The sequence below is a fragment of the Kitasatospora sp. NPDC092286 genome, assembly GCF_044755565.1.
Lineage (GTDB): Bacteria > Actinomycetota > Actinomycetes > Streptomycetales > Streptomycetaceae > Kitasatospora.
In genome coordinates this window covers 1-21,443 of sequence record NZ_JBIVRD010000014.1, presented here as the reverse complement: position 1 = coordinate 21,443, position 21,443 = coordinate 1, and the positions used below count along the sequence as shown (strand labels likewise).

General features: G+C 66.1%; 23 protein-coding genes. 4 read left to right on the top strand and 19 right to left on the bottom strand.

Annotated features, from left to right (window positions below):
* Window positions 1-3: 3 nt before the first annotated feature.
* The 15 genes from ACIQIB_RS16420 to ACIQIB_RS16350 all read right to left on the bottom strand — a co-directional run bounded on the left by ACIQIB_RS16420 (window position 4) and on the right by ACIQIB_RS16350 (window position 13,511).
* Window positions 4-1,002, bottom strand: a complete 999-nt coding sequence (locus tag ACIQIB_RS16420) for a hypothetical protein (protein ID WP_400758541.1) — start codon at window positions 1,000-1,002, stop codon at window positions 4-6.
* A 112-nt stretch (window positions 1,003-1,114) separates the two neighbouring features.
* On the bottom strand, window positions 1,115-1,972 hold the full coding sequence (locus ACIQIB_RS16415; RefSeq protein ID WP_400758539.1) for a phage distal tail protein: 858 nt from the start codon (window positions 1,970-1,972) through the stop codon (window positions 1,115-1,117).
* Window positions 1,973-4,333 carry a phage tail tape measure protein gene (locus tag ACIQIB_RS16410; protein ID WP_400758537.1) on the bottom strand — a complete coding sequence of 787 codons (2,361 nt, stop codon included), beginning with the start codon at window positions 4,331-4,333 and terminating at the stop codon, window positions 1,973-1,975. It lies immediately after the preceding gene.
* A gap of 388 nt (window positions 4,334-4,721) precedes the next feature.
* Window positions 4,722-5,033 carry a hypothetical protein gene (locus ACIQIB_RS16405; protein ID WP_400758535.1) on the bottom strand — a complete coding sequence of 104 codons (312 nt, stop codon included), beginning with the start codon at window positions 5,031-5,033 and terminating at the stop codon, window positions 4,722-4,724.
* A 53-nt stretch (window positions 5,034-5,086) separates the two neighbouring features.
* Window positions 5,087-5,650 carry a hypothetical protein gene (locus tag ACIQIB_RS16400; protein ID WP_400758533.1) on the bottom strand — a complete coding sequence of 188 codons (564 nt, stop codon included), beginning with the start codon at window positions 5,648-5,650 and terminating at the stop codon, window positions 5,087-5,089.
* Window positions 5,647-6,060 carry a hypothetical protein gene (locus ACIQIB_RS16395; RefSeq protein WP_400758531.1) on the bottom strand — a complete coding sequence of 138 codons (414 nt, stop codon included), beginning with the start codon at window positions 6,058-6,060 and terminating at the stop codon, window positions 5,647-5,649. The genes ACIQIB_RS16400 and ACIQIB_RS16395 overlap by 4 nt, the downstream gene beginning before the upstream one ends.
* Before the next feature lie 13 nt (window positions 6,061-6,073).
* Window positions 6,074-6,340, bottom strand: coding sequence for a hypothetical protein (locus tag ACIQIB_RS16390; protein ID WP_400758529.1), 267 nt, complete (start codon window positions 6,338-6,340; stop codon window positions 6,074-6,076).
* Window positions 6,337-6,678: a hypothetical protein gene (locus ACIQIB_RS16385; RefSeq protein WP_400758527.1), complete on the bottom strand. Its 342-nt coding sequence runs from the start codon at window positions 6,676-6,678 to the stop codon at window positions 6,337-6,339. The genes ACIQIB_RS16390 and ACIQIB_RS16385 overlap by 4 nt, the downstream gene beginning before the upstream one ends.
* Window positions 6,675-7,217 (bottom strand): hypothetical protein, encoded by a 543-nt coding sequence (locus tag ACIQIB_RS16380; RefSeq protein ID WP_400758525.1) that lies wholly within the window; start codon window positions 7,215-7,217, stop codon window positions 6,675-6,677. The genes ACIQIB_RS16385 and ACIQIB_RS16380 overlap by 4 nt, the downstream gene beginning before the upstream one ends.
* A gap of 193 nt (window positions 7,218-7,410) precedes the next feature.
* On the bottom strand, window positions 7,411-8,355 hold the full coding sequence (locus ACIQIB_RS16375; RefSeq protein ID WP_400758523.1) for a major capsid protein: 945 nt from the start codon (window positions 8,353-8,355) through the stop codon (window positions 7,411-7,413).
* A 95-nt stretch (window positions 8,356-8,450) separates the two neighbouring features.
* Window positions 8,451-9,035, bottom strand: coding sequence for a hypothetical protein (locus tag ACIQIB_RS16370; RefSeq protein WP_400758521.1), 585 nt, complete (start codon window positions 9,033-9,035; stop codon window positions 8,451-8,453).
* A gap of 11 nt (window positions 9,036-9,046) precedes the next feature.
* Window positions 9,047-9,901 carry a hypothetical protein gene (locus tag ACIQIB_RS16365; protein WP_400758519.1) on the bottom strand — a complete coding sequence of 285 codons (855 nt, stop codon included), beginning with the start codon at window positions 9,899-9,901 and terminating at the stop codon, window positions 9,047-9,049.
* Window positions 9,902-10,023: 122 nt separating this feature from the next.
* Window positions 10,024-11,442, bottom strand: coding sequence for a phage portal protein (locus ACIQIB_RS16360; protein WP_400758517.1), 1,419 nt, complete (start codon window positions 11,440-11,442; stop codon window positions 10,024-10,026).
* An 82-nt stretch (window positions 11,443-11,524) separates the two neighbouring features.
* On the bottom strand, window positions 11,525-13,228 hold the full coding sequence (locus tag ACIQIB_RS16355) for a terminase large subunit (protein ID WP_400758515.1): 1,704 nt from the start codon (window positions 13,226-13,228) through the stop codon (window positions 11,525-11,527).
* A complete protein-coding gene (locus tag ACIQIB_RS16350; RefSeq protein ID WP_400758513.1) occupies window positions 13,206-13,511 on the bottom strand; it encodes a P27 family phage terminase small subunit in 306 nt (101 codons plus the stop codon). The genes ACIQIB_RS16355 and ACIQIB_RS16350 overlap by 23 nt, the downstream gene beginning before the upstream one ends.
* Window positions 13,512-14,386: 875 nt before the next feature.
* Between ACIQIB_RS16350 and ACIQIB_RS16345 the strand changes: the two genes are divergently transcribed.
* Window positions 14,387-14,824: a DUF3307 domain-containing protein gene (locus ACIQIB_RS16345; RefSeq protein WP_400758511.1), complete on the top strand. Its 438-nt coding sequence runs from the start codon at window positions 14,387-14,389 to the stop codon at window positions 14,822-14,824.
* A gap of 376 nt (window positions 14,825-15,200) precedes the next feature.
* On the opposite strand, the gene ACIQIB_RS16340 is transcribed toward ACIQIB_RS16345, so the two are convergent.
* Complete coding sequence (locus tag ACIQIB_RS16340; protein WP_400758509.1) at window positions 15,201-15,614, bottom strand: HNH endonuclease signature motif containing protein; 414 nt, start codon at window positions 15,612-15,614, stop codon at window positions 15,201-15,203.
* Here ACIQIB_RS16340 and ACIQIB_RS16335 point away from each other — a divergent pair.
* Window positions 15,580-15,906, top strand: coding sequence for a hypothetical protein (locus ACIQIB_RS16335; protein WP_400758507.1), 327 nt, complete (start codon window positions 15,580-15,582; stop codon window positions 15,904-15,906). The two genes, ACIQIB_RS16340 and ACIQIB_RS16335, sit on opposite strands and share 35 nt — an antisense overlap.
* A gap of 543 nt (window positions 15,907-16,449) precedes the next feature.
* Here ACIQIB_RS16335 and ACIQIB_RS16330 read toward each other — a convergent pair.
* On the bottom strand, window positions 16,450-18,171 hold the full coding sequence (locus tag ACIQIB_RS16330) for a recombinase family protein (RefSeq protein WP_400758505.1): 1,722 nt from the start codon (window positions 18,169-18,171) through the stop codon (window positions 16,450-16,452).
* The gene (locus ACIQIB_RS16325; protein WP_400758503.1) at window positions 18,168-18,659 is read right to left on the bottom strand and encodes a VOC family protein; all 492 of its coding nucleotides are present in this window, start codon (window positions 18,657-18,659) and stop codon (window positions 18,168-18,170) included. The genes ACIQIB_RS16330 and ACIQIB_RS16325 overlap by 4 nt, the downstream gene beginning before the upstream one ends.
* Window positions 18,660-18,828: 169 nt before the next feature.
* Here ACIQIB_RS16325 and ACIQIB_RS16320 point away from each other — a divergent pair, with 169 nt between their 5' ends.
* Window positions 18,829-19,773 (top strand): radical SAM/SPASM domain-containing protein, encoded by a 945-nt coding sequence (locus ACIQIB_RS16320; RefSeq protein WP_400758501.1) that lies wholly within the window; start codon window positions 18,829-18,831, stop codon window positions 19,771-19,773.
* Window positions 19,774-19,976: 203 nt separating this feature from the next.
* On the opposite strand, the gene ACIQIB_RS16315 is transcribed toward ACIQIB_RS16320, so the two are convergent.
* Window positions 19,977-20,552, bottom strand: coding sequence for a TetR/AcrR family transcriptional regulator (locus ACIQIB_RS16315; RefSeq protein WP_400656549.1), 576 nt, complete (start codon window positions 20,550-20,552; stop codon window positions 19,977-19,979).
* A 68-nt stretch (window positions 20,553-20,620) separates the two neighbouring features.
* On the opposite strand from ACIQIB_RS16315, the gene ACIQIB_RS16310 reads away from it, so the two are divergent.
* A complete protein-coding gene (locus ACIQIB_RS16310) occupies window positions 20,621-21,208 on the top strand; it encodes a dihydrofolate reductase family protein (RefSeq protein ID WP_400758499.1) in 588 nt (195 codons plus the stop codon).
* The last annotated feature ends 235 nt before the right edge of the window (window positions 21,209-21,443 follow it).

Below are 21,443 nucleotides of genomic sequence, written 5' to 3'. Positions count from 1 at the left end.
CTCCTACTCGGCCGGAATCGCGGTCATCTGAGCGCCGGACTGCCAATCGTCGAATTGACAGAATCCCAGTTGCCCATACAGGTAGAGATAGACGCTGAGCGGGGCATTCTTCGAAATGATCAGCTGTGCGGTGCCGGTATGCTGACCGCCAACATTTGTATACGAGCGGATACTCTCGAACCCGAACGCACCCGCAGAGGAAACCCAACAGGATGTCCAGCCCTCGCGCCCCGCAGGCACGGTGTAGCGCATCTGGTAGCTGACAATCGCAATCCGGTCATAGGGAACTGCCGGACCGTCGAACCACAGAACCCGGCCAGTGCCGCCTCCCGGAACATCAGCAGCCCACCACCCCGTTGCGCCCTTCCCGGTGACCCACGGCCAGTACTGCGGCCTATTCGCCAACGGCCGCGCATCGGTTGCCGTCTTGAGGTACAGCCGGTCCTCATCGGTCGCATAGATCAGCCCGCCCCGGGACTGGTTGCCGGCTGCCGCCGCGAGGCTCTGCCCCGGTGCCGTACGGATCGGCGCCAGGACTGTCGGGTCACCCTGACCCGTCGTCGCGTACCGCAGATCCTCAATGTCCGCTTCCACCAACGTGGTTGAGTTCCGCCGCACACGCACCCGGGCGAGGATCAGATACGACTCATAGGGCACGCCCGGCGAGGGCGCCCCATCGACCCCCCGCACCACGTCGACCGCCCAGCCGGGCGACATGTTCCCAGGCACGTAGTTCGACAACGGCACCTCGCTGTAGGGCGTGGTGTCGGTGTCCTCGGCGACCCGGGCAACGATCAAGTCGAAGCGGTCGGCGGTCGGCGACGACGGACCCAGATTGATCGTGACGCCCGGCGAGGGCAGCTCCACCAGGGCCGAATGCCGGGTGTCGCGGACGCCTGCCCGGGTGAGCGGCACCCACGCCCGGCCGGCGGCGATGGACACGCGCGCCGAACTCCCCGCAACCGCAGTGACCTTGAAGCCGGTGCCGGTCGGTCCCGGCATCACCCCGACGTTAACCCCGCGCAGATCGGACGTAGCCGCCCTGAAGTCGGATGCGTCGTACTCGCCCCGCGGACTGAACAGCGGTGCTCGGATTCCCATATCTGTGTCCCCCCTATATCCATGCGGACCGCCAGCGCAGATCCGCGACTCGGTCACGACCGCCCATCAGGTCGTCCAGCTCCCATCGGTTCGCCCCCGGCCGGAGCGGGAACCACACCGAGTCGGAGCTGAGCGCGTACCGGTCGGCCCCGTTGAGTTGCACCGTTCGGGCCCCGGTGTCGATCACCAGGGCTTCGGATGCGGGCACGTCGAGCTGCACCCGCAACCGCTCCCCCGGCACCGCCCGGTTGGTGATCACCGGGGCCGACAGCGGGCCCCTCAAGGTGATGACCGGCCACGTCTCGGCGCTCCCGCCAACCGTGATCACCGGGTCCGCGACCGTCGCCCTGGCGCCCGCCTTCGCAAACGAGAACGGGAAGCGAACGGGCCAGATCCGGGCGGCGCCGCGCGGGACCGCCGGGACCACCTGCCCCGTGAACTCCGCGTCGGAGTACAGGAACGGATCCGCAGCGATCAGCTCGACCTCGACCCGAACGGCTCCCGCGGTGTACACGGCGTCGAGCGGTGCCGCCCACTCTCCCACCCGTACGGCGACGCGACCGGCCCCGCCGGCAACCCCCGGGACTGAGAACCGCAACACCCGATCGGCTCCGCGCCGCAGCACGGCCAGCAGCTCCGCCAGCGTCTCCGGGTTGTCCAGGACGGTCATGGACAGGTGAATGATCCGGGCGCCCGGAACGTCGTCTCCAAGAACAACCCCCGGGCGCCCGATGCGAGTTGATCGAACGGTCCGGGTGTCAGTGCTCGCCAGGATCCCGGTCGGTTCGTGCAGCACGATCGACCCGTCCCCGCCGAGCAGCAGCCCCCCAAGTTCCATCGTCCACGCCTGCCCGGAGTAGGACTGCACCACCTATGCCACCCCCATTCGCATCTGCCACGCCACCTGACGGCCGATCTCATACGCAGACGCATCGGTGCGGGCGTTCACGGTGATCTGCGGCGGCACACCGGAACCCGCACCAGCCGCAGGGGCGACCACCGGAGCCGGCACCCGCACGGGCGGGATGGTCACCAGAGCCCGGAGCCGGGCCATGAGATCCGGCTCGGCCTGGTCGATGCCCTGCACGATCCCGGGCGGGATCCAGCGACCGACCCGATCAGCCAGGACTCGGCTCGGCGATTTGATGCCCAGCGCGTCCGCAATCGGGCCCGGAATCACGGATTTCGCCCAGCTGGAAAGCTTGTCAGCAAGCCAGGAGCCCATCGACTGGATTCCGTCCAGGATTCCGCGCGCCAAGTCCTTGCCTTTTTCGACAAGCAGAGTCCGGAAATTTCCCACGGCATTCATTGCCCGCACGCCGAGCCCGCCGAGCCAGCCGATAAACTCGCCCAACTTTTCTACCGCCGCCGCCGAAAAGTCCGCCACCGGCTTTCCGGCATCACGAAAAGCCATGGCCAGTTTGCCCACAAAACCGACCCCTTTAGCGATCCAGTCGATCGCCAGCCCGATTCCGGAAACGAAGTTCGAGAAGACCGGCCCGGCAAGCCGGACGATCACCGGTATCGTGGTGCCGAGAATGTCGGCCGCCAGCCGTCCGAACCAGGACAGAACGGACGAGACAACCGATATGACGGGCTGCGCCTTTTCGACCAGATTCAAAAACTTCCCGCCTATCAGCTCGGCGGCGGGCGCGACCCGATCACGCATGAAGTCGGAGACGGCCGAAAAGATCGGCTGCAAATTCTCGGCTATCGCCGTGTAGACCCGCATTGCGGCGGGCCATACAGTCCCCAGCAGGATCTGACCTAGCCCCGAAAGGATCGGAACGACCGCCGAGGCCACCGCTGAATAGACAGTCATCAGAGCGGGCAGCAGCTCGCCGGATACGACCTGCCCGAGACTCTGAAAAGCTGGAAGCAGGGTCGTCTGCGCAAGCGAGACAATTCCCTGCACGCCGGGCATCAGGTCATTTCGGAGATTGCTCCCGAGGCCGACCACGGTCTGACCGAAAGTTCCGACAGCAGTAGGGCCGGGGCCGGAGAACACGCCGAAAAAATCGGCGGCCAGCCGGCGCCCGTAGTCCAGCGCAGGACCGAATGCCTGAGAGACGACGCTACCGGCCCGCTCGAATAGCGGGATAACGTGGTCACCCATGAAGTTCGTCAGGCCGACTTCAAGTCCGCGCTTGAATTGCTCGACCCGGCTTCCCGCGTTGTCGTGCAGCGCGGTGCCCATTTCTTCGGCGGCTCCCGCAGTATCCCCAAGGGCCGCTACTGCGGTTTTCGGGTCGAGCGCCCACAAGGCCTTCCCAAGGTCCTCGGCCTTAGTTCCGAAAAGTCCGACAGCAGCCGCCGAGCGGTCAGCCGGGTCCTTTACTGCTTTCAGCCCGTCCAGGACTTGCTGTAATCCCTCGCGCGCCGCAGGACCACCCTCAGCGACCTTTTTCGTCATCGCCTCGGCATTAAGGCCGATGGCCTCGTATGCCTCGGTACTCGCCTTAGACCCGTCGGTCGCCCGGATCTGAAATTCCTTCAATGCATCGGCAACGACATCCGTATCTCTCGCACCGGCCGCCATTCCCTGGGACATAAGCCCCATCGCGTCCGCCGCGGAAAGCCCGAGATCACGGAACTTCGTGCTGTACTCATTCATGGTGTCGGCCATGTCGTCAGCACGCGGGCCCATCTGCTGCATTCCCTTGGTGAGAATGTCTAGCGCCTCGGTGCCGTCCTTGGCCAGGCCATTTTTGAGCATCTGTCCGACAGCATTTGAAGTCTGCCCCAGATCCAGCTCAAAGGTTTTCGACAGATCGGTGACACGGCCCGTGATCGATTCGATCTGCTTGTTCGTTGCGTCCGGCGGGAGGATACCGGCGCGCATAACCCCGGAAAGGGCCTGTGCCGCTTCCTCCACATTGTCAGTGACGCCCTGCGCGTAAAGCTGTCCGGCGGCCTTGCCGTATCGGGCGGCCGTCTCCGGTGTGGTGCCCAGGCTGGCCTGAATCTTGCCGTCGATTTTCGTCTGCTCAAGGGCATCAGAAAACCCCTTCGCCAATACCGCGGCAGCGGCCAGGCCGATAGTCAGAAGTGAGCCCTTGAGAAAGCCCCCCATTTTGCTGGTGAAGCCTTCGCCGGCGGCCTGTCCGCCCCGTTGTCCCGCCTGCTGTCCGGCCGCCTCGGAAGGGCCTGTGACCTGTTGTTGTAGCTCTCTGGCAAAACCCTCGACCTCTGGGACGATCGATAGATAGCCCATGCCGACTTCAACAGCCATCAGGCACCCCCCGGTGGCAGCTGGAATCGGGCAAGATACGCTGCAACTTCTCGCGGACTTCGATTGGTCGAGCCGATCCGACCAGCTGCCTTGACGCCCGGCCGCGGAATCGGATCCGGACGCTTACTCGGCGACTTCGCACCCGCGTTTCCGCGCTGCCAATTTGCCTCGGACAACCGGTCGTGAACCGCCGCGAGTAGCTGTGTCTCAAGCGTCCACCCGGCGTCAGGACCGGCTAGAGAACGGGCCAGGGCTGAATCCGTCGGAAGCCCCGCTATAAGGGCCCGCAGGCGGCGCCACGTAAGCCCGGAGCCGGGCCGGAACAGGTCCCGGATATCGGTCTGGTAGTACCTCTGGAAGTCGGCTTCGACAGCCTCGCCGTGCTCAGTCAGGAAGTCGGCGAGGGCTCGGATTCCCCCGGCGTCACGCCCTGGTGATGCTGCCATCGCCGGAAAAGCTCACCGACCGCGGAAATCGGTACGGGCAGCTTGTCGAACTCGGGCCACTGGTCGGCAAGACCGGCCCGCAGCAGCGCGACGATATCGGTAGCGGACGGCGCCTCGGTGTTCACGCTGGAAAGGATGGACTTGTCCAGATCACCGGCCGCAGGAAGAACGAACGTGGTACCGCCGAGGGCGAATCGGAAAGGCTCGCGCTTGGCCTCGGCCACCCATACGTCAAGGTTGAAAACGTCACTCATAAAGGCACCTCACGATCTTGCAGGGACATTCCTGCACCAGGGTGAAAAGGGGGCTACGGAGCCGGGGCGTTGAGCCAAGCCGGGTCATCAGAAAACTTGATTGCCACGGTGCCGTCAGCGGCGGGATAGGCCGTGATCGTGAGTTCGTAGGCAAGGGCCTCATCCCCCTTGTAAACCAGGTCGCCGACCTCGGTCACCTCACCATCCGGAATCACGATGCGGATATGGCTAGCGCCGTCGACAACATCGAATCCGAACATGCGCCGATCGGGGCCCGGTGCCTTAATGGAAAGGACGGCCTTACCGCTGGTGCCGGTTACCTTCGAGCCCCGGTGGTAGAGCTCTAGAGTCGTCTTCGACGTCTCGATGGCCGTAAACTTGAACGTCATTTCCGAGCTGGAAACGACCTTTCGAACCGTCGCACCGCCTTGCCAAGCCTTGATCTCGGTCGTATCGGCGCTGTTGGACTCGGTGATTCCGTCATCCGAAATCCAACCGATATCGACCGCCGCAGCCGGCCATGCGGTTGTTGCGTCGGTCGGTGCCGTGGTCCCCTTCGGCGCGGCATACGCGGCGCCGGTAATGGCCACGCGTACCTGATTGGCATTGAGCGTCATTCATCCCCCTTGAGTGTGTTCGGTGCGGGGAGCACGCGGCCCCGCATGTGGATCTCGACCGCCAGGGCGTAACGGGGGCTGCCGGATTCATCGTCGGGAAGCCACGCAAGCCCACCGACTTCGGTAATCCGGTACACCGTGACTTCGTCCCGAACGCCAGGGATCGAGTCGAGCAGCGCGCGCACCAGGGCGGCGAGATCGTGTGCCCCGGATTCGGTACCTGCCCATGCGTGGATATCGAGCCTCGGGCGGTCGGTTACCGGCGTCGGCCTGGTGCCCCCGACCCGCTCGACCCGGACGAACTCCGGCGGTCGGGGCGAGGGAATTCGGGAGACGACGGGCACCGGGCGGCCGATCTCGGCGAGTGCCTGCCGCAGATATCCCGTGACCACGGCGACCGCATCGGGCATGAGGACCAGGGGCCTAGTCATCGGCGCCGTCCAGCCCGCGGAGAAGATCCCGCCGCGAGCCCCCGCGCCCGCCCGCATTTGGGAAGTCGTAGTTACCCATAACCGCGCTGCGGAAGCGGAGTCGCCCGGTCTCCTGGTCGGTCTTGAAGATGCCGCCGTTACTACCCGCCGAGGCGGCGATACGGCGCGCGATACGGTCGAGTTCGGTCCCGACTTCGGGCAGCTTCATAAGGCTCCGGATTCCGCCCTTGTTCGGCTTGAACTTCCGGAAGCGCGTCATCCGTCCACCGCCTTTAGCCGTACTTCGGTGTGGTGGTGGCGGTCTCCGAGCGGGTAGCGCATCGGCGTGCCGTCGACTTCGAGCAGCCGGCCGAGGGCGGTCACCCGGTCGCCCGGGATCAGGTCCACGTCGACCCCGCGGCGGGTGATCAGGCGCCACCCGGTGACCACCACGGGCCGATCCCCGGTGTCCTCGGTGGACACGTCCGGCAGGACTTCGACCCGGGGCACGGTCGTACTCGTCGCCCTGGTCCAATCCCGCTCGCTGGTGGTGTTGCCATAGCGGTCAACTCGCAGCGGTGCGCGGTGAGTTACTACGGTCTGCCGGTAGCGGATCATTCGAGATCCACCACGGCGACCCGGCGCCGGTACCGCGAGAGCTGGTCCCGCTCGGCCTCGGCGAGACTCGCCCCGATGGTCTCCGCGGCGTACGTCACGGCGACGCCCCCGACGGATTCCTGTCGGAGATCCTGCGGGTTGTTGATGATCCGGGCGGCGAGGGTGAGCACGACCGCGAGCACGTCGCCCGGGACTGTCGAGTACCCCGCGGTGTAGGTCACCAGGGCAGGCGTGTACGGGTACCGGGTGACCCGGAGTCGGTCCCGGACCAGCTCCCATCCGGAGCGCTCGACCGTCCCGCCGGCGACCGTCACGGCGTCCACCGAGACCACCGGCCGGAGCGGAAGCGTGATCCACCCCGACCGGGGATAGAACAGAGCGGTTGTCGAGCGACGGGTGAAGTCGGCTCGGGCCTCGGTCCGCACGATGCGCGAGGCTAGGTCGAGCACCAGCGCGGCACCGGGCGGGAGTTCATCGGGCGTCCGCTGCATCCACGCGGCGAGCTGGTCGACGCTGGCGAGCGGCGGAAGGGTCGTCACGGTGCCCCCCTCGGCTGGTCATCGGTGATCAGTTGGGCGCCGCACTCCAGACACCGCGTGACGGTCCGCCCCGGCCCGTCCGCATCGGGCACCGGAAAGCGCTCGATACGGACGGACGAAGGGCAGGAATCCGTGTGCGGAATTCGGGAGAGCGGCGCCGCAGCGCGCTTACGCGGCGGCATCCCTATCCCCCTTACTTGTTGAGTACGCCGTTAAGGCGCGCGGCAGCCTTACCGCTGAACAGGGCGACGCCACAGAAGAACTCAATTCGAGTTCGGAACGCAGGCTTGGAATCCAGCTCGCCGAGGTCCCGCACGGTGACACCGCCGTTGGTCAGACCGGTAACCGCCTTGTCGCCCTCGGAGCGGCCGAACTTCACGGCGTAAATGGAACTGGCGTCGGTGGCGGTGCCCTGCGTCTCGGTGGTCGGCAGAATGTCGACGCCCGCGGCGGTCTGGCCCGGGTCAAGCAGCGGAATACCGTTGTAGGTCGCAATCCGCTTTCCGGTCAGAGCCTCGCGCACCATCTCGAAACCGCCGAGCCGACGGGCCGAAGAGGCGATCTTGCCGATAATCTTGCGGTTGGCATAGAGCGCGCCGTTATCCGCAGACAGGCCCGGGACCTCGGAGATTAGCGCTTCGAGCGCATCGAAGAAGTCATGGCCACCGGCAATCGGACCCATGCCGTTGGCACCCGCAGAAAGAACCTGCGAGCCGACCAGCCGCTTACGCAGACCGTCGAATCCCTGCGGGTCCGTGGCGGTATCGCCGTTGAAAAAGGCGTCCTGAAACTTGTAGGCCGACGCCTTCACCTTGAGCTGTTCCTGAATGGCTCGCTGGTCGTTCAGGTTGCCCCTGGTCTTGGCAATGAAAGTATCCACATCGGCGTCACCGCCGAGGATTACCAGAGACTCGGTCTTGGTGTTCACGGTGCCCGTGGACTCGCTGTACGCGGCGTTCACGGCTCGGAACTCCACGCCCGGCAACGTCGCCTCGGAGTTGTAGGCGTAGGCGTTTCCCTCAATGGTCATGAGGGGCAGCCGGTCGAGAATGGGCGACTCCTGAACGAACGTCTCGATAACGCCGCGCTGGAGATCGGTCGTGCTGAGCTTCGCAGCCTCGGCAAGGCTAAGAGCCATTTGCATTTCCCCCTGATTTTGGGCATGAAAAAAGGCCGCTCCCGCAGAGTGCGGAAGGGCCTCGGGCTATGCAGAAACGTTTCTGCGCATGTTGATCAGCTGTCGCGCTTCACCCGGCGCAGACGCTCGTACGGGCTTGTGGGCTCGGGCTCGGCAGCGCCACGCGGACCGGCGCCAACGTCGCCCCACGGAGCCGGAGTTGAGCCGCTGGTGTCCGCCGCAAGATACGGCTTGGACTCAAGTAGCTTGGTGATAGCGGCAGTTACGGCCGTGGCGTTGATTGCACCGCCGGAGCCGGCGAGGGCGGACAGGTCCACCAGGGCGAGCGCGTCAGCAGGGTCACGGAGTCGACCAGCGGCAGCCGCTCGCACCTCGGCGCGCACCAGCTCGGCGGCGAACTCGGCCCGGATCTCGGATCGGATGGACTCCAGATCGGTCCCCTTCTGTGCGGCGTTGCTCCGGCGAAGTCGGTTCGCCTCGGCCTCGGCTGTCTCGGCCCGCTTCTCGGCAGCCTCTCGGGCGGACTCCGCGGCGGCGAGGGCGTCGGCCTGGTCGCCACCCTGCGGAGCCGGATCACCCGAGGGTGTCGGGTTGCTGGTCTTCGCCGGGTCCTGGTCGGTCGGCTTCGGGTCGCCGGTCGGACCGGTCGGGGCCGGGTTCGGGTTCGGGTCGTTCGGCATGACTGCCCCTCCTAGAAGATGTATCCGTGCTTTTTGAGTAGGGACAATTCCGCATCGCGGTTTCCCTTTGCCCGCGCCATGATTTCCTCGGGCATCATTCGCGTCTCACCTCGGCGCGTGTACCGGGTTTCCCCGGTCTTCTCCAGCTCGCCGAGGTTCTTCCCGCCGAGCCCGCGCCGGGTGGTCGACTCAGACGTGATAAGCACCTTTCCGCGGGTGGTGGTCACGGTCTGCATTCCTCGGCGCGCGTTGACCACCATGTCTATGTGTGAGCCGGACTCAATCGCCTTGACCCCCGCGGCGCCGAAGCGCTTGTGTCGTTCCTCGGGGGTCATCTGGTCGAATAGCTCTTTGGCGTCCGGTACCTCTCGGGCCTCGGCATCTGAGAGCGGGTCCATTCCACAGTCACACTTTGGGTGCCGCTTGAACCCCTCGGACCGGCTGTACTGCCGACCGGCGAGGACAATGCAGCGAGCGCACGCCGGAGTGTGGACCACCCGGATATAGCCGTTACACCGAGGGTGTGCCGCCATGGCAACGGAGTTCGCCGCCCTGGCGGTGTCGGCTACGGTCGTGCTGGTCATCATGGCCATTTGGGTCAAGCCCCGAAGGGCCGCGATTTCGGCGGTCTCGCCGGCTGCCAGGGATTGCGCTGTGGTGATGGCAGGCATGTACAGCAGCGAGGCGAGCGGGCGGCCGTCCATGGCAATACCGACCAGGGCCGAAGCATCCAGCTCGGCGAGCGGTGCCGCTATTGCCCCTTGCGCCACCATGGACGCCCCCACGAAAGCCTGTGCGCCTTGTGCCACGGAGAGCTGTCCGGCCATCACGGCTCGCAGGATTGCGGCCCCCTCCTCACCCTGCATTGCCGCTAGGATTCGGTCCGGTGTCACGTCCCGCCAAATGCTCTGTACGGCCGTGACAACGCCTCGGGAGACTGCCTGTACCTCTCGGTACCGAACGTCTGCGAGCGTCGCGCTATCGGCCATTACGCGGCCTCGGGGATCGGGTCCGCCGGGGGTTCCTCGGGCGGGTTCGGCTTAGGCCCGAACATGTCGGCAAGGTTCCCGCCGAGGATCGCCGCCGCCTGGTCGTCCCGCATGGTCTTCCATCGGGCGATTTCCTCCGGCGTGACTCCGGGTATTCGTTCCCAAAGAGCTTCGTCCGGCACGTTAATGGCCTTGAGTTTCGTCAAGGCGTCCGCGTACTGCGCGTCCGATCGGAATTGCGGGTCACGCCAGATCACATCGCCGAGGGCGAGGGATTCGGCCCGCTTCGGCTCGCCGGCCGCGAGGGCTTCGAGCCTCATGATTTCCCGCAGAGCGGCGCCGGTATAGCGGTGTCGCTCCCTTACCTTGGCCACTAGTCCGGCTTCGTTCTGCGCGAGTCCGTCAACGCCCACGTTCACCATCCGGCCGACAAGGTAATGCCCGGGGGTGCGGGTTTGGGCGGCGATGTGGTCGACCAATTCTCGGATCAATTCTATGAATCCCCCGAGCGGAGCGGCCGAGAACTCGGCGATAGCGGCCCCGGGCTTCTCCAGCCAGAGCAGCCGGTCAGACCGGAATTTGCCGATCGGTAGGTCTTCCTCGCCGATCACCTCGCCCGCTTCGTCCAAGACTTCTCGGACCGGGCGATCCATTCCGAGTACCGCCCGGGCGGGCAGGGCGACCGAATCCGCGGCAGTCAGCACGTGAGCCCACAGGGCGTTCACGGCATTCTGTAGCGGGATCACGTTGTGAATCTCGGAGACTGGCGGAGCGACAAGGCGCGTCCGGTTCGGGATCTCGACCAACGGCACAGCACCGAGAGGGTTAGCGAAGTGCGCGGATTCCGACCGCAGCAGCCCCGCCGTACGCTCGGTCCAGTCGCCGCCGTTAACGTGACGCTGCCACCGGTAAACCATGTCCGGGAGGAACAGGGTTGCGAACTCTAGATCCCCGTCCCGCCATACCTTGAGCCCAGCAGCACGCACCCTACGGCGCCCGGGAACGTACTCCACGATGGCCTGTGAGTCGGGCTCGAAAGTGATTTCAGTAGTGATTCCGTCGGGCTTCCAAACCAGCGCGTAGCAGCGTCCGGAAACCAGGCTCTCAAGCATTGAGAGACCGATCTCAACATCACATTCGGACGCGCGCCACGCTCGGCCGGCTGCCTTGTCTATGCTTCCGTCGTCAAGGCGGAAGCCGAGCGGGCTCATGCGCTCGACCATGGCGTTAGGAACGATGCTGCACCAGTTATCGGCGAAGCCGTCGAAAAGCCCGCCGGTCTGCGTCCGGAACTCGGGAGAAGCGAACTTCAACGGGTGTTTTCCGTCGTAGTAGTCGCCCCAGATTTGCGCCTTGACCTTACGGGCTTCGAGCTTCCGCCGTAGGCGAGTCGTCATTTCTAGCGGGGTCTCAGCCACGCGCTGCACCCCCTTTTGGGCAAGAAAAAAGCCCCGCCCGGTAAGCCCGGACAGGGCTGGATTGAATGCGCCAGAGGGCGCGCTATGCACTCGCGGCGCGAGGCTTCTTAAGCGGGCGACGGACATAGCCGTCAAGGGCCATCACAAGGGCCGCGATACCGTCGATACGGGCCGAGGATTTATCCCTGTCCGGCTTGACGGGCCTCATGTTGTCATTACCGTCTCGATAAATCTCGACCACCGACGCATTCCAGCGCAAGACGGGGTTGCCGCCGTGCTGAATCTGGTTCTCGCGCAAGAGCCGTTCAAGCTCTTTAGAGCCCGGCGACATTCCTAGGTAGGTCTGTGCAATCGGGACCACGTCCACCCCGCGGGTTTTCTGCTCGACCCGCTGCACCAGCTGGCCGGCAAACATTCTGTCGTAGCTCACGCGCTGCACGTCGAGCCTTCGGCAATCCGCGATGATCTGTTTCTCAATGGCGCCATAGTCGATAGCGTCGCCCTCGGTCAGCGTTAGCAGCCCGGCGTTTACCCACTCGCCGAGCGGGACCATTAGTTGCTGTTCGAGATCGGCTAGGCGTTCCTCCGGCAGCCAGAATCGCGGAATGATCTCCAGCTCTACACCGGGCTTCCGCGACTCGACCACCAGCACCCACGCGGACAAATCCGAGACCGCGGACAAGTCGACCCCGCCCCATGCTCGGCGATAGCGAAACGTTTCTGCATCCACCGAACCGGCATTCTCGTCCCACAGCGAGAGAGGAAGCCACCTGATGCTGTTCCGCATTCGCATGTTGAGCGACAGCCGGCAGAACGTCGGGAAGTAGCTCGGGGTCGATTTCGCCTTAGCGGCCTCACGGCGCATATAGGCGAGGCTCGGAGAAGTCCCGAGGCCGGGATTTGCCTTCCGCCATGTTGCCTCGGCGAAAGGGTCGTCTCCGGGCTCGGCAGCCCAGATGACACCGTAGTGCCCGGGGTCGGTTACAACCCCGTCGGCAATGCGCCGAGTGTACGTGTGTTTCTCATCGTAAATACTTCCCTCGGTGCCCTCATCCGCGGTTGTAATGAACACGACCAACGGTTGATCTCGGGCACCGGTTCCGGTCTCGATCGCGTCCACCAGATCGCGCCGCTTATGAACGTGGACTTCGTCCACCAGCGCACCGGAGACATTCAGACCATGCGCGGTCTCGGCGATTTTGGAAAGGGCCCGGAACACCCCGCCCGTGCGAGGCACGCGGATTACTCCGCGAAGGACTTCGACCCGCCCGCGGATAGCCCGGGACGTGAGCGCCATCCGCTTAGCGTCATCGAAGACACGTTCCGCCTGCGGGAGCGAGCCGGCTGCCGCGTAGACCTCGGCGCCGATCTCCCTGTCTGCTAGTAGCAGCACCAGGCCGATACCGGAACTCAAGGTCGACTTACCGGCCTTACGCGGTACTTCGATCCACACCGTGCGAATAACACGGACGGCTCGGCCTATCTCGGGGTCGTCCCATAGCCACCCGAATACCGGCGCGATGATCCACACGATTTGCCACGGGGCGAGCTTGAGTCGAGTCCCGCCCCACCGGCCTTTCGTGTGTTTCATGGTCTCGATAGCGCGCACAGCTCGGCGGGCAGCCTCTACAGAGAAGTAGGCGCCGGGTTGCTGGTGCTGCTGGTGCGCGACCACCAGGGGCCGGGATTCCAGAGCTTCGGCAATCTCGTCCTCGGTCACGCCGAGTTCGAGCAGCGCGTCATACGGAACCGGCAGCAGGGCGTCAGTCGAAGATATCTCCGTCATCGTCGCCCCCGTGCTCCGGCGGGGTAATCCTGGTGGCCGAGGCGGGCGAAAGCCCCAACTCTCCTACCAGCGCCCGCAGATGTGATCGGTACTGCCCGAGGATGGTCACCCACGGGGATTTGACGTTGCCTCGCTCGGTCTCGACCACCAGGCCGGTACGGCTCAACTCCCGTTCGCCCTCGGCGATTCGAGCGGCCGTAATGCAGTAGTCCACGGCCACTTCCCGCTGTGAGTCGACCAGGCCGGCGGACAGCACCAGCGCGGGAACCACCCGAGCCCACACGTCCGCGGCGTGCGCTCGAACCTCGGCGGCCTGGTCTCCGGGCAGTAGCTCGGACCAATCCGGCTCGACCGGGGCGACCGGGGCGAACCGTGCGCCCTCGGTGTTCCGATCGGGGCGGAAGCTGCCTTCCCGAACGGCCTGTACGTGCGGCTTCGGCCTACGACCAGGTACCGGCACAGAAAGTCACCTCCACAAAACTAAGGGGATTAGCCATCAGATTTTTTTCCCTCCCTGCCGGTCAATGTCAGGCGGGGAGGGAGTCACCCCCCTGGGTAAAACCGCAGATCAGAGCCCTGAATTGGCTTAACCCGCTCGCTGGCCCAGCCTCCGGGCTGGTGAACGGCGGTCTCGCGGCTGTGACACTGCGTGCACAACGGCCTGAGCCTGTGCCAAGCGTCCGGGTCGGCAACGCCGCGGGCGACCAGCGAGCGGCGCGACTCGGGGAAGTGGTCGACCACTACAGCGGCGCGGGCACAGAGCACGCACCACGGGTGGGCGTACAGGTAGGCCCGACGGATGCGAGCCCAGCGCCGAGCGTCGTACCCGCGCTCTGCTGCCGTCCCTCGCTGCTGCTCTGCCTCGCGCTGATGCTCCGAGCAGCGACCACCACGGGCCGTCAGCTCAGGGCACCCGGGAACGCTGCACGGGGGACGGGGTCTTCGCGGCATGGGGGCACCTCCGGCTGGTGGGGGGCTGATCAACGGGGCCGGCTAGCTAGGCAGGGCAGCCAAGGAACCCGCATTTCTGCGGGTTGCTCATCAGCGCGTACGGATCGGCCGCAGCATGGGCGGGCGCCGCTTTGTAACAAACCACTTGACAACGAGTGCTTATGACGGGCGACCATGTGGGGTCGCCCTTCCATTACCGGAGGGGTCTTGATCAACAACGCTTCGACGTTCGCCGTCGTGCTCCTTACGCTGCTGACCGCCCATATGTGGGGTGATCACGCGGCGCAGACGGACCACCAGGCGGCACACAAGGGCAAGCCCGAGCCCGACAGCGGAACGACCAACTCGGCGTCCTGGCGGGCCATGCTCGGCCACCTGGTGGGTTATCACGCCGTCATGGTGGCGATGCTCTCCGCCGCAGTGTTCGCGCTCGACCTGCGGGTGAGCCTCGCCGGCTGCTCGGCCGGGGTCGGGTTCTCCGTGCTCACGCATGCATTCTGGGATCGGCGGTGGCCCGTCGCCTTGTTCATGCGCATCACCCGTAGTCCCGAGTGGGCCAAGAACCCGCAGGGCCGGTACCTGGTCGACCAATCGCAGCACTGGCTATGCCTGTGGCTGTCCGCGCTGCTGGTGGTCCTGGTCTAGCGGTACCGTGCTCGTATGGCAGTCGTAGACCGCGCCACCCGCGCCACGTTCGCTCTGATCCCGGCGCTCGGGACGTTCACAATCGGCGTGGCGGTATGCGTCGTACTCGGGGTGGCTCACCCCGACCCGTGGACCTGGTACGCACTACTTCCCGGCTGGATTTGGGGATACCGCTACTCGCGCCGATGGGTATAGGACCCGCCGCCTCCTTCGTACGCTGCTAAACGCGCAAGGCCCCGCGTTCGCGGGGGTGGCCCTTGGCCTTGTTTCATCCTGCTGTAGGCCCTGCGTTCGCGGGGGGGTTTCCCCTACGGCGCTCGGGAATGGCCGTAGGAGTCTACGAAGCCCCTTACCGCTTGGCAGGGGGCTTCGACGTTCACGGGCCCACGGCGAACACCCCGAAGTCCCTTGCCGTCTTCCCCCGATGGCACTCGCGGCACAGCGGCCACACGTTGTCGTCGATGTCCTCGCCGCCGAGGGCAAGCGGGGTCCGGTGGTCTACGTCAACCAGCTCGGCGGGGAAGCCCTCGCCGCACAGCCCGCAGACCGCGGAGCCCACTCGATCCACCAGCCGGCGAAGCCTCTCGGCGCCGCTGTAGTGGCGTGAGACCAGCCATTGCAGCCGTCGGCGGGCACGGACCGAGGGGCGGGCTTCGTAGGCCGTGTGGTGGGCTTCGCAGCGCCCTCGGTGAGTGGGGGGCTCGGTGCAGTCGATACAGCGCACAACACCCCTCGCAGATAAGTAGGTTGGACCTATGACAGACGAACAGCCCGAGATCGCGCCCGACATGGACCCCGCCGGGGACCTGGTGTTGGCCGTCCGCGGAGACCGCTCCGCAACCGCCGCCGACTACGAACTCCCGCTCACGGTGCCGCTCGACACCGCGTGCGAGATCATGGAAATCCCCGTCGCGGACGGGAAGCGCCTCGCCAAGATCGACGGCGGGTTCCATCCGCTGGTACCGGTGTTCCATGTCGGCCGGGGCAAGTACGTCGCCAGCACGGCCGGACTGATCCGGTACAGCGGACTGCACAAGGTTCGCGAAGTGCTGCGACCCCCGGGAGAAGTCGCGGCCAAGTAGGTCTGTGTGGCAGGCGAACCGTGTCACCCCTGCCTCGGGCACCCCGCGGACGCTCCGTCGGTGCCGTTCCTGTTGGTCCTGGTACCCCTCTCGGGGCGGGTGGGGACCGCACTCGGTTAGTCCCTTTCGGTGCGCCCTGGCGGACGCCGTTACTCGGGCTGGTGCGGTCCCCTCGCTCTGCCTCACGACTCCGGCGGCCACCCCTCGGGGTGCGTGGTGCACGGGCAGAGCAGCGAGAGAGGGGCGCGGGCACTCGGTCCGCCTGTTCCCATCGGTGGGGTGCGCGGTAGTCCTGCGCTCCCTCTCTCGGAAGTAGAAGAGGGGGACGATATCCCGCGGCCCGCTGTGCGGCTCCGCTCGGGTCGTTCCGTCCCGCTCTCTCTTCCTGGGAATAGAAGAGGGGGACGATATCCCGCGAAGCCCGAGGGGTGGTGATGGGTGACGTTGGAGACGCAAAATCTAGTTTCTTCTATACACACGGGTGTCTAGATAAAACAGAAAACACGCCCTTGAACGTCACCCATCACCACCCTCGCCGACGCCCTACGCCGATGCTCCGACGGGCTCGGCGAGGCGCATCCGGCTACCGGCCGCGGGAGCGGTCTCGGGGGTCTCGGTCAGCTCATCCCGGATGCCTGCCCATGACTCCACCGCCGGGTCAAGGTCCCCGGTCACTGCGAACGCCACCCGGCGCGGGTCGAGCGTCCGCCACCCGCCGCGCACGCCCTTACGGATCTCCAGCCGTGCCCCCGCGTCGAGCAGCAGCAGCCGGCGGGCGTCATCGTCTGACACTGCCCACAGGTCGGCGAACGTCTCGTCCGTGTCGACCTTCTCGCGTGTTTCGGGACGGGCAGGGGTGTTCTCCAGCTCTGTCATCCGGTTGTCGAGCGCATCCGCCCGAGACTGCCAAGACGTCTGCGCAGAACGAGACTTCTGCTTGCCCTGCTGCTTCTGGTGGGCCTCGAACTCCGCGAGCACGTGTGCGAGTTCCTGCGCCGGGTCGTACCCGGGCGTGATGATGGTCCGCTGGATCTTGATACGGCCGGTCAGGGCCAGGAACTCGCGCTCTACGTAGTCTTCGACCCAGTCAGCCCGGATGGTCATCGGGGCGGTGCACTTGACCCGCGTAAGGTGCCCGCCGCACGTGTACGCGCGCTGCTGCTTCTTGTTGGCCTGGTGGTACATGCGAGATCCGCACGTACCGCAGTGGATCACCCGGAGCAGCTTGGACGCATCCAGCGGGATGGCTCGGGGCTCAGTGATCTTCCGGTCATCGAAGAACTTGCCCACCACGTCGAACTCTTCGCGGGTGAGGATCGGGGTTTCGGTCGAGAGGATCGGTGCCCCCTGCGCGTCCCGGATCGGGTCGCCCCCATGCATCTTCCAGCCCAGTAGCGCCGGGTTCGTCAGAAGCTTCTTAAGGACCGTCGGCACCCACTTGAACACGTCCCGGGTGTTCGTCTCGCCCTTCGCGCCACCGGTCTTGCCACCGGTCTTCCGGCCGCGGAGTACCGACCAGTGGTCCCGCGGAGTCGGCACCTTGTCGTTCTCCAGCTCTTGGCAGATCCGCGTGATGGTCTTGCCGTTCAACAGGTCCCGGATGATCCGAATGATGATCTTGACGGCGCTCTCGTCCTGCGCGAGCGTCTTGCCGACCCCACCGTGTTCCGCTGGCATGGGGACGATCTTGTACCCGTAGGACGGGCGACCGCCCTTGAACCGGAACGGCATCTTGCGCATGGCAGCCTGCGCACCCATGACACGCTCTTTGATGGACCACGCTTCCATCTCGGCCGCGAACGCGAACTGATTGAGCATCATCCGCGTGACCGGGTCGAGCGGGTTGCGGAAGTCGAACGTCTGCATCCCGCCGCCGACGCCCTCGGCGAAGATGATCATCTTCCGGTGCTCACTCGCCCACTCGGCGAGCTTGTGCATGTGGCCCTGCGATCGGACGGCACGATCAAAGCGCCACCACACGATCACGTCGAAGCTGTCGGGGTCCGCGAGCCACTTGCCAAGCTCCGGACGTTCCCACGGAGCGGTCTTGCTCGCCGACACGTCAAGGTCGACAGCTTCCCGGCGCTGGTCGCCCTCGCCGAAGTCGATGTTGTTCATCTCGGCGGCGCGGTCGTTGGCCTCGCGCTGCCGTTCGGGGCTGGTGGTCTCGTCCGTCAGCACGGACAGGCGGATAGCTGAGACGCCACGCAGGCGCCCAGAGAACACGGTGCCCTCGGTACCGGGCAGGTTCCTTGCAGTGGTCATGCCCTCCGGAGAGGGGGACGATATCCGCTTGTCACGGGTAAGGGTGGCGGTCGACACCGGGGCTCACTCCAGAACCATGAATCCGGAGTGTTCGGGTCGGCCATCACCAGGTGGTGTCCGTCGAACTTCTCCAGGACGCTCCCGCCCGCCTTCACCAGCCGTTCGGACTCCGCCGTGATCCGCGCCCACCGCTCGTCGGGAGTGCCGTGTCCGGGCACCCGGACGTCGAGGTGGAGCCGGTTCTTGGCCGCCTTGGGCTCGGGAACCTTGAGGATGGAGAGCCGGGGGCCGACACCGTCGGGATCGCAGAGCCACGCGCCGTCGTCCTCGGAGTCGTCGTCCTGCAGATCGAACTGTGCGAGCCACTCCTCGCGCGTTGTGAAGGGAGCGGGCGGTGGCTCGTCGATGTAGCCGAGCGCCGTCTTCCAGAACGCGGCGAGGAGCTGCGCGTCCGCGCAGTCGAGTGTCAGATCGATCCGGGCTGCCATGGCCGCACCGTACTGCGCACCTCTGACAGCCGGGCCCATGGCCGGCAGCACGTGCGTCGCGAACCCCTGTCACCCCTCCGGCGTAGGCCGACGGTCCTGGGCGGGCACCCGTCGGCCGGTGGATGCGAGAGTGGCGCCAGAACGGGGAGGAGATGGGCAGGTATTCCGGATGGATCACAACGGCGCGACGCCGAACGGTCTCGACTTCCTCTGGCTCGAACTGACCAACCGCTGCAATCTGCAGTGCGTGCACTGCTACGCGGACTCGCATCCGAACAGCGGATACCGCGACCTCCTGTCCACAGAGCACTACGAGAGAGTCATCGAAGAGGCCTACCGGCTGGGCTGTCGAAAGATCCAGTTCATCGGCGGCGAGCCTCAGTTGAACTCCGACTTCGACCATCTCCTGAGGTTGGCCAAGAAGACCGGGTACGACTTCATCGAGGTCTTTTCCAACCTGACCCGCCTGACCGACGAAACGCTCGACTACGCCGCCGAGAACGACATCCTCTTCGCGACGTCCGTCTACTCCTGCGACCCCGCGGTCCATGACGCCGTGACCAAGGTGAGGACGAGCCACACGCGCACGATCGGCAACCTGAAGAAGCTCATCGGCCACGGCGTCGGAGCCCGGGCCTCGGTCATCGCCATCGATCAGGACGAGGACGATCTCAACCGCACCACGCGGTTCCTCGAGGGGCTGGGTGTCCGCTACGTCAAGGTCGGGCGCATCAGGGAGTTCGGGCGGGCGCAAGAGGTCATGTCGCGGGAATCGCGGCTCTCCGGCCTGTGCGGGCACTGCTGGAAGGGCAAGCTCTGTGTCACTCCCGACGGCACGGTGTACCCGTGCGTCATGGCCAGGCAGTGGCCGGTCGGCAACGTCCTGCACGACACGCTGTCGCAGATCGTGAACGGCGAGCCGCTCGGCCGCATGCGGCAGAGCGTCTACGAGCAGGTGTGGCTCGGCCCGTCGCAGTGCTCACCGAACTGTCCGCAGAGCTGCGAGCCGGAGAACTGCCCGGAGGCCCCGTGCGAGCCCGAGATCTGCCCGATGAGCTGCGAGCCCAATGAACCGTGCGTCCCGGAGGTGGCGCGGCCGCCGGAGGTGCGGTAGACCCCGCGCCGGAAGCCCGGGAAGCACCGCTGCGCCGGAAGTCGGACCGGCCGACTTCCGGCGCGGCCACCGAAGATCTCGACTCCATTCACGTGTGCCGAAGAACGATCGAGTCGGTTCCCGGTCAAGCGGCGATCACATGAGCGGCCGGGAGGTCCTGTCCGGTCGGGCCACCGGGCGGGCGGGGCCGTTTCCGCGGCGCGTCACGGAGCCACGATGCGGTCCACCGCGGCCGTGACGAGCTGTTCGCGCTCGGCCTCCGAGAAGACTCCGGGCAGGGTGAGCTGTTCGACGATCAGCCAGTTGAACGCCAGGTAGAGCAGCCGGACGGCGGTCGCGTCGCCGGGCAGGCCGGCGGCCACGTGGTAGGCCACGTTGGCTTCGAGGTCGGCGCGGACCCGTTCGGTCAGCACGGTGCGGAGACCGGGGCGCCGGGTGGCCTCCAGGCGCAGTTCGAGCAGCGCCAGGTAACCCGTGCGGAAGCCGCTGACCCGCTCGACCAGTTCGCGCATCAGCGTCGCGTACAGCTCCCGGTCCGACGCGCCCGTCCGCTGCCGGTCGATCGTCGCCTGGTCGGGCTGGAGACGTTCGTAGACCCGGGCGCCCGCCTGGGTGAGCAGGTCGTCGCGGTTGGAGAAGTAGTTGGACGCGGTGCCGGCCGGCACGGCGGCCTCGGTGTCGACCGCCCGGAAGGTCAGTCCGCGCGCGCCCTCCCTGGCCAGCACCTCGATCGCGGCGTCGACGAGGGCGGCCCGCCGCTGGTCGTTCCTGCGCGCCATTGACACCACTCCAGTCGTAGTACTACGTTCAAACCACTTCAGACAGAGTACTACCGATGAGGTTGCTGTTGCGAAAGCTCGTGTACTACGTCGCCGTCTCCATCGATGGCTACATCGCCGGCCCCGGCGGAGAGTTCGACTTCTACCCGCTCGGTGACGAGAAGCAGGCCGCCGCCTACACCGAGTGGACCATCGCCCGCCATCCCGAGACCGTCCCCACCTTCATGCGCGCCGCCCACGGCCTCGCCGACGCCCCGAACCGGCACTTCGACACCGTGCTGATGGGGCTCGGCAGCTACCGCCCCGGCCTCCAGGCGGGCTTCACCAGCCCCTACGCCCACCTGCGCCAGTACGTCGTGTCGAGTACGCTCGCGCCCGACACCGACCCGGACGTCACCGTGGTCGCCGGCGATCCGCTCGCCCTGGTCCGCGGCCTCAAGCAGGAGGAGGGCCAGGACATCTGGCTCTGCGGCGGCGGCCTCCTCGCCGGCGCGCTGCTGCCCGAGATCGACGAACTGATCATCAAGAGCTACCCCGTGGTCGCCGGATCGGGGATCCCCGTATTCAACGGGGAGTTCAGCCCCACCCTCTTCGAGGTCATCGACCGCACCTCGTTCGACAACGACGTCACGATCACGCGGTTCGCCCGACGTTAGCGACAGGCGCAGCACCGGCCGGAGGAACCGCGCCGCCCCCACGATCGCCCCCGGGAGGGGACAGCACACGCAGGCCGCCCGGAGCGAGCCCGGGCGGCCTGCGGTCAGTCACTCACAGCCTTGTGACGAACCGTCAGCCAGTGGTGATCGCGGTGTCGTCGATCACGAAGCTGGTCTGCAGCGAGACGTCCTCGGTGCCGGCGAACTTCAGGGTGACCGTCTGGCCCGCGTAGGC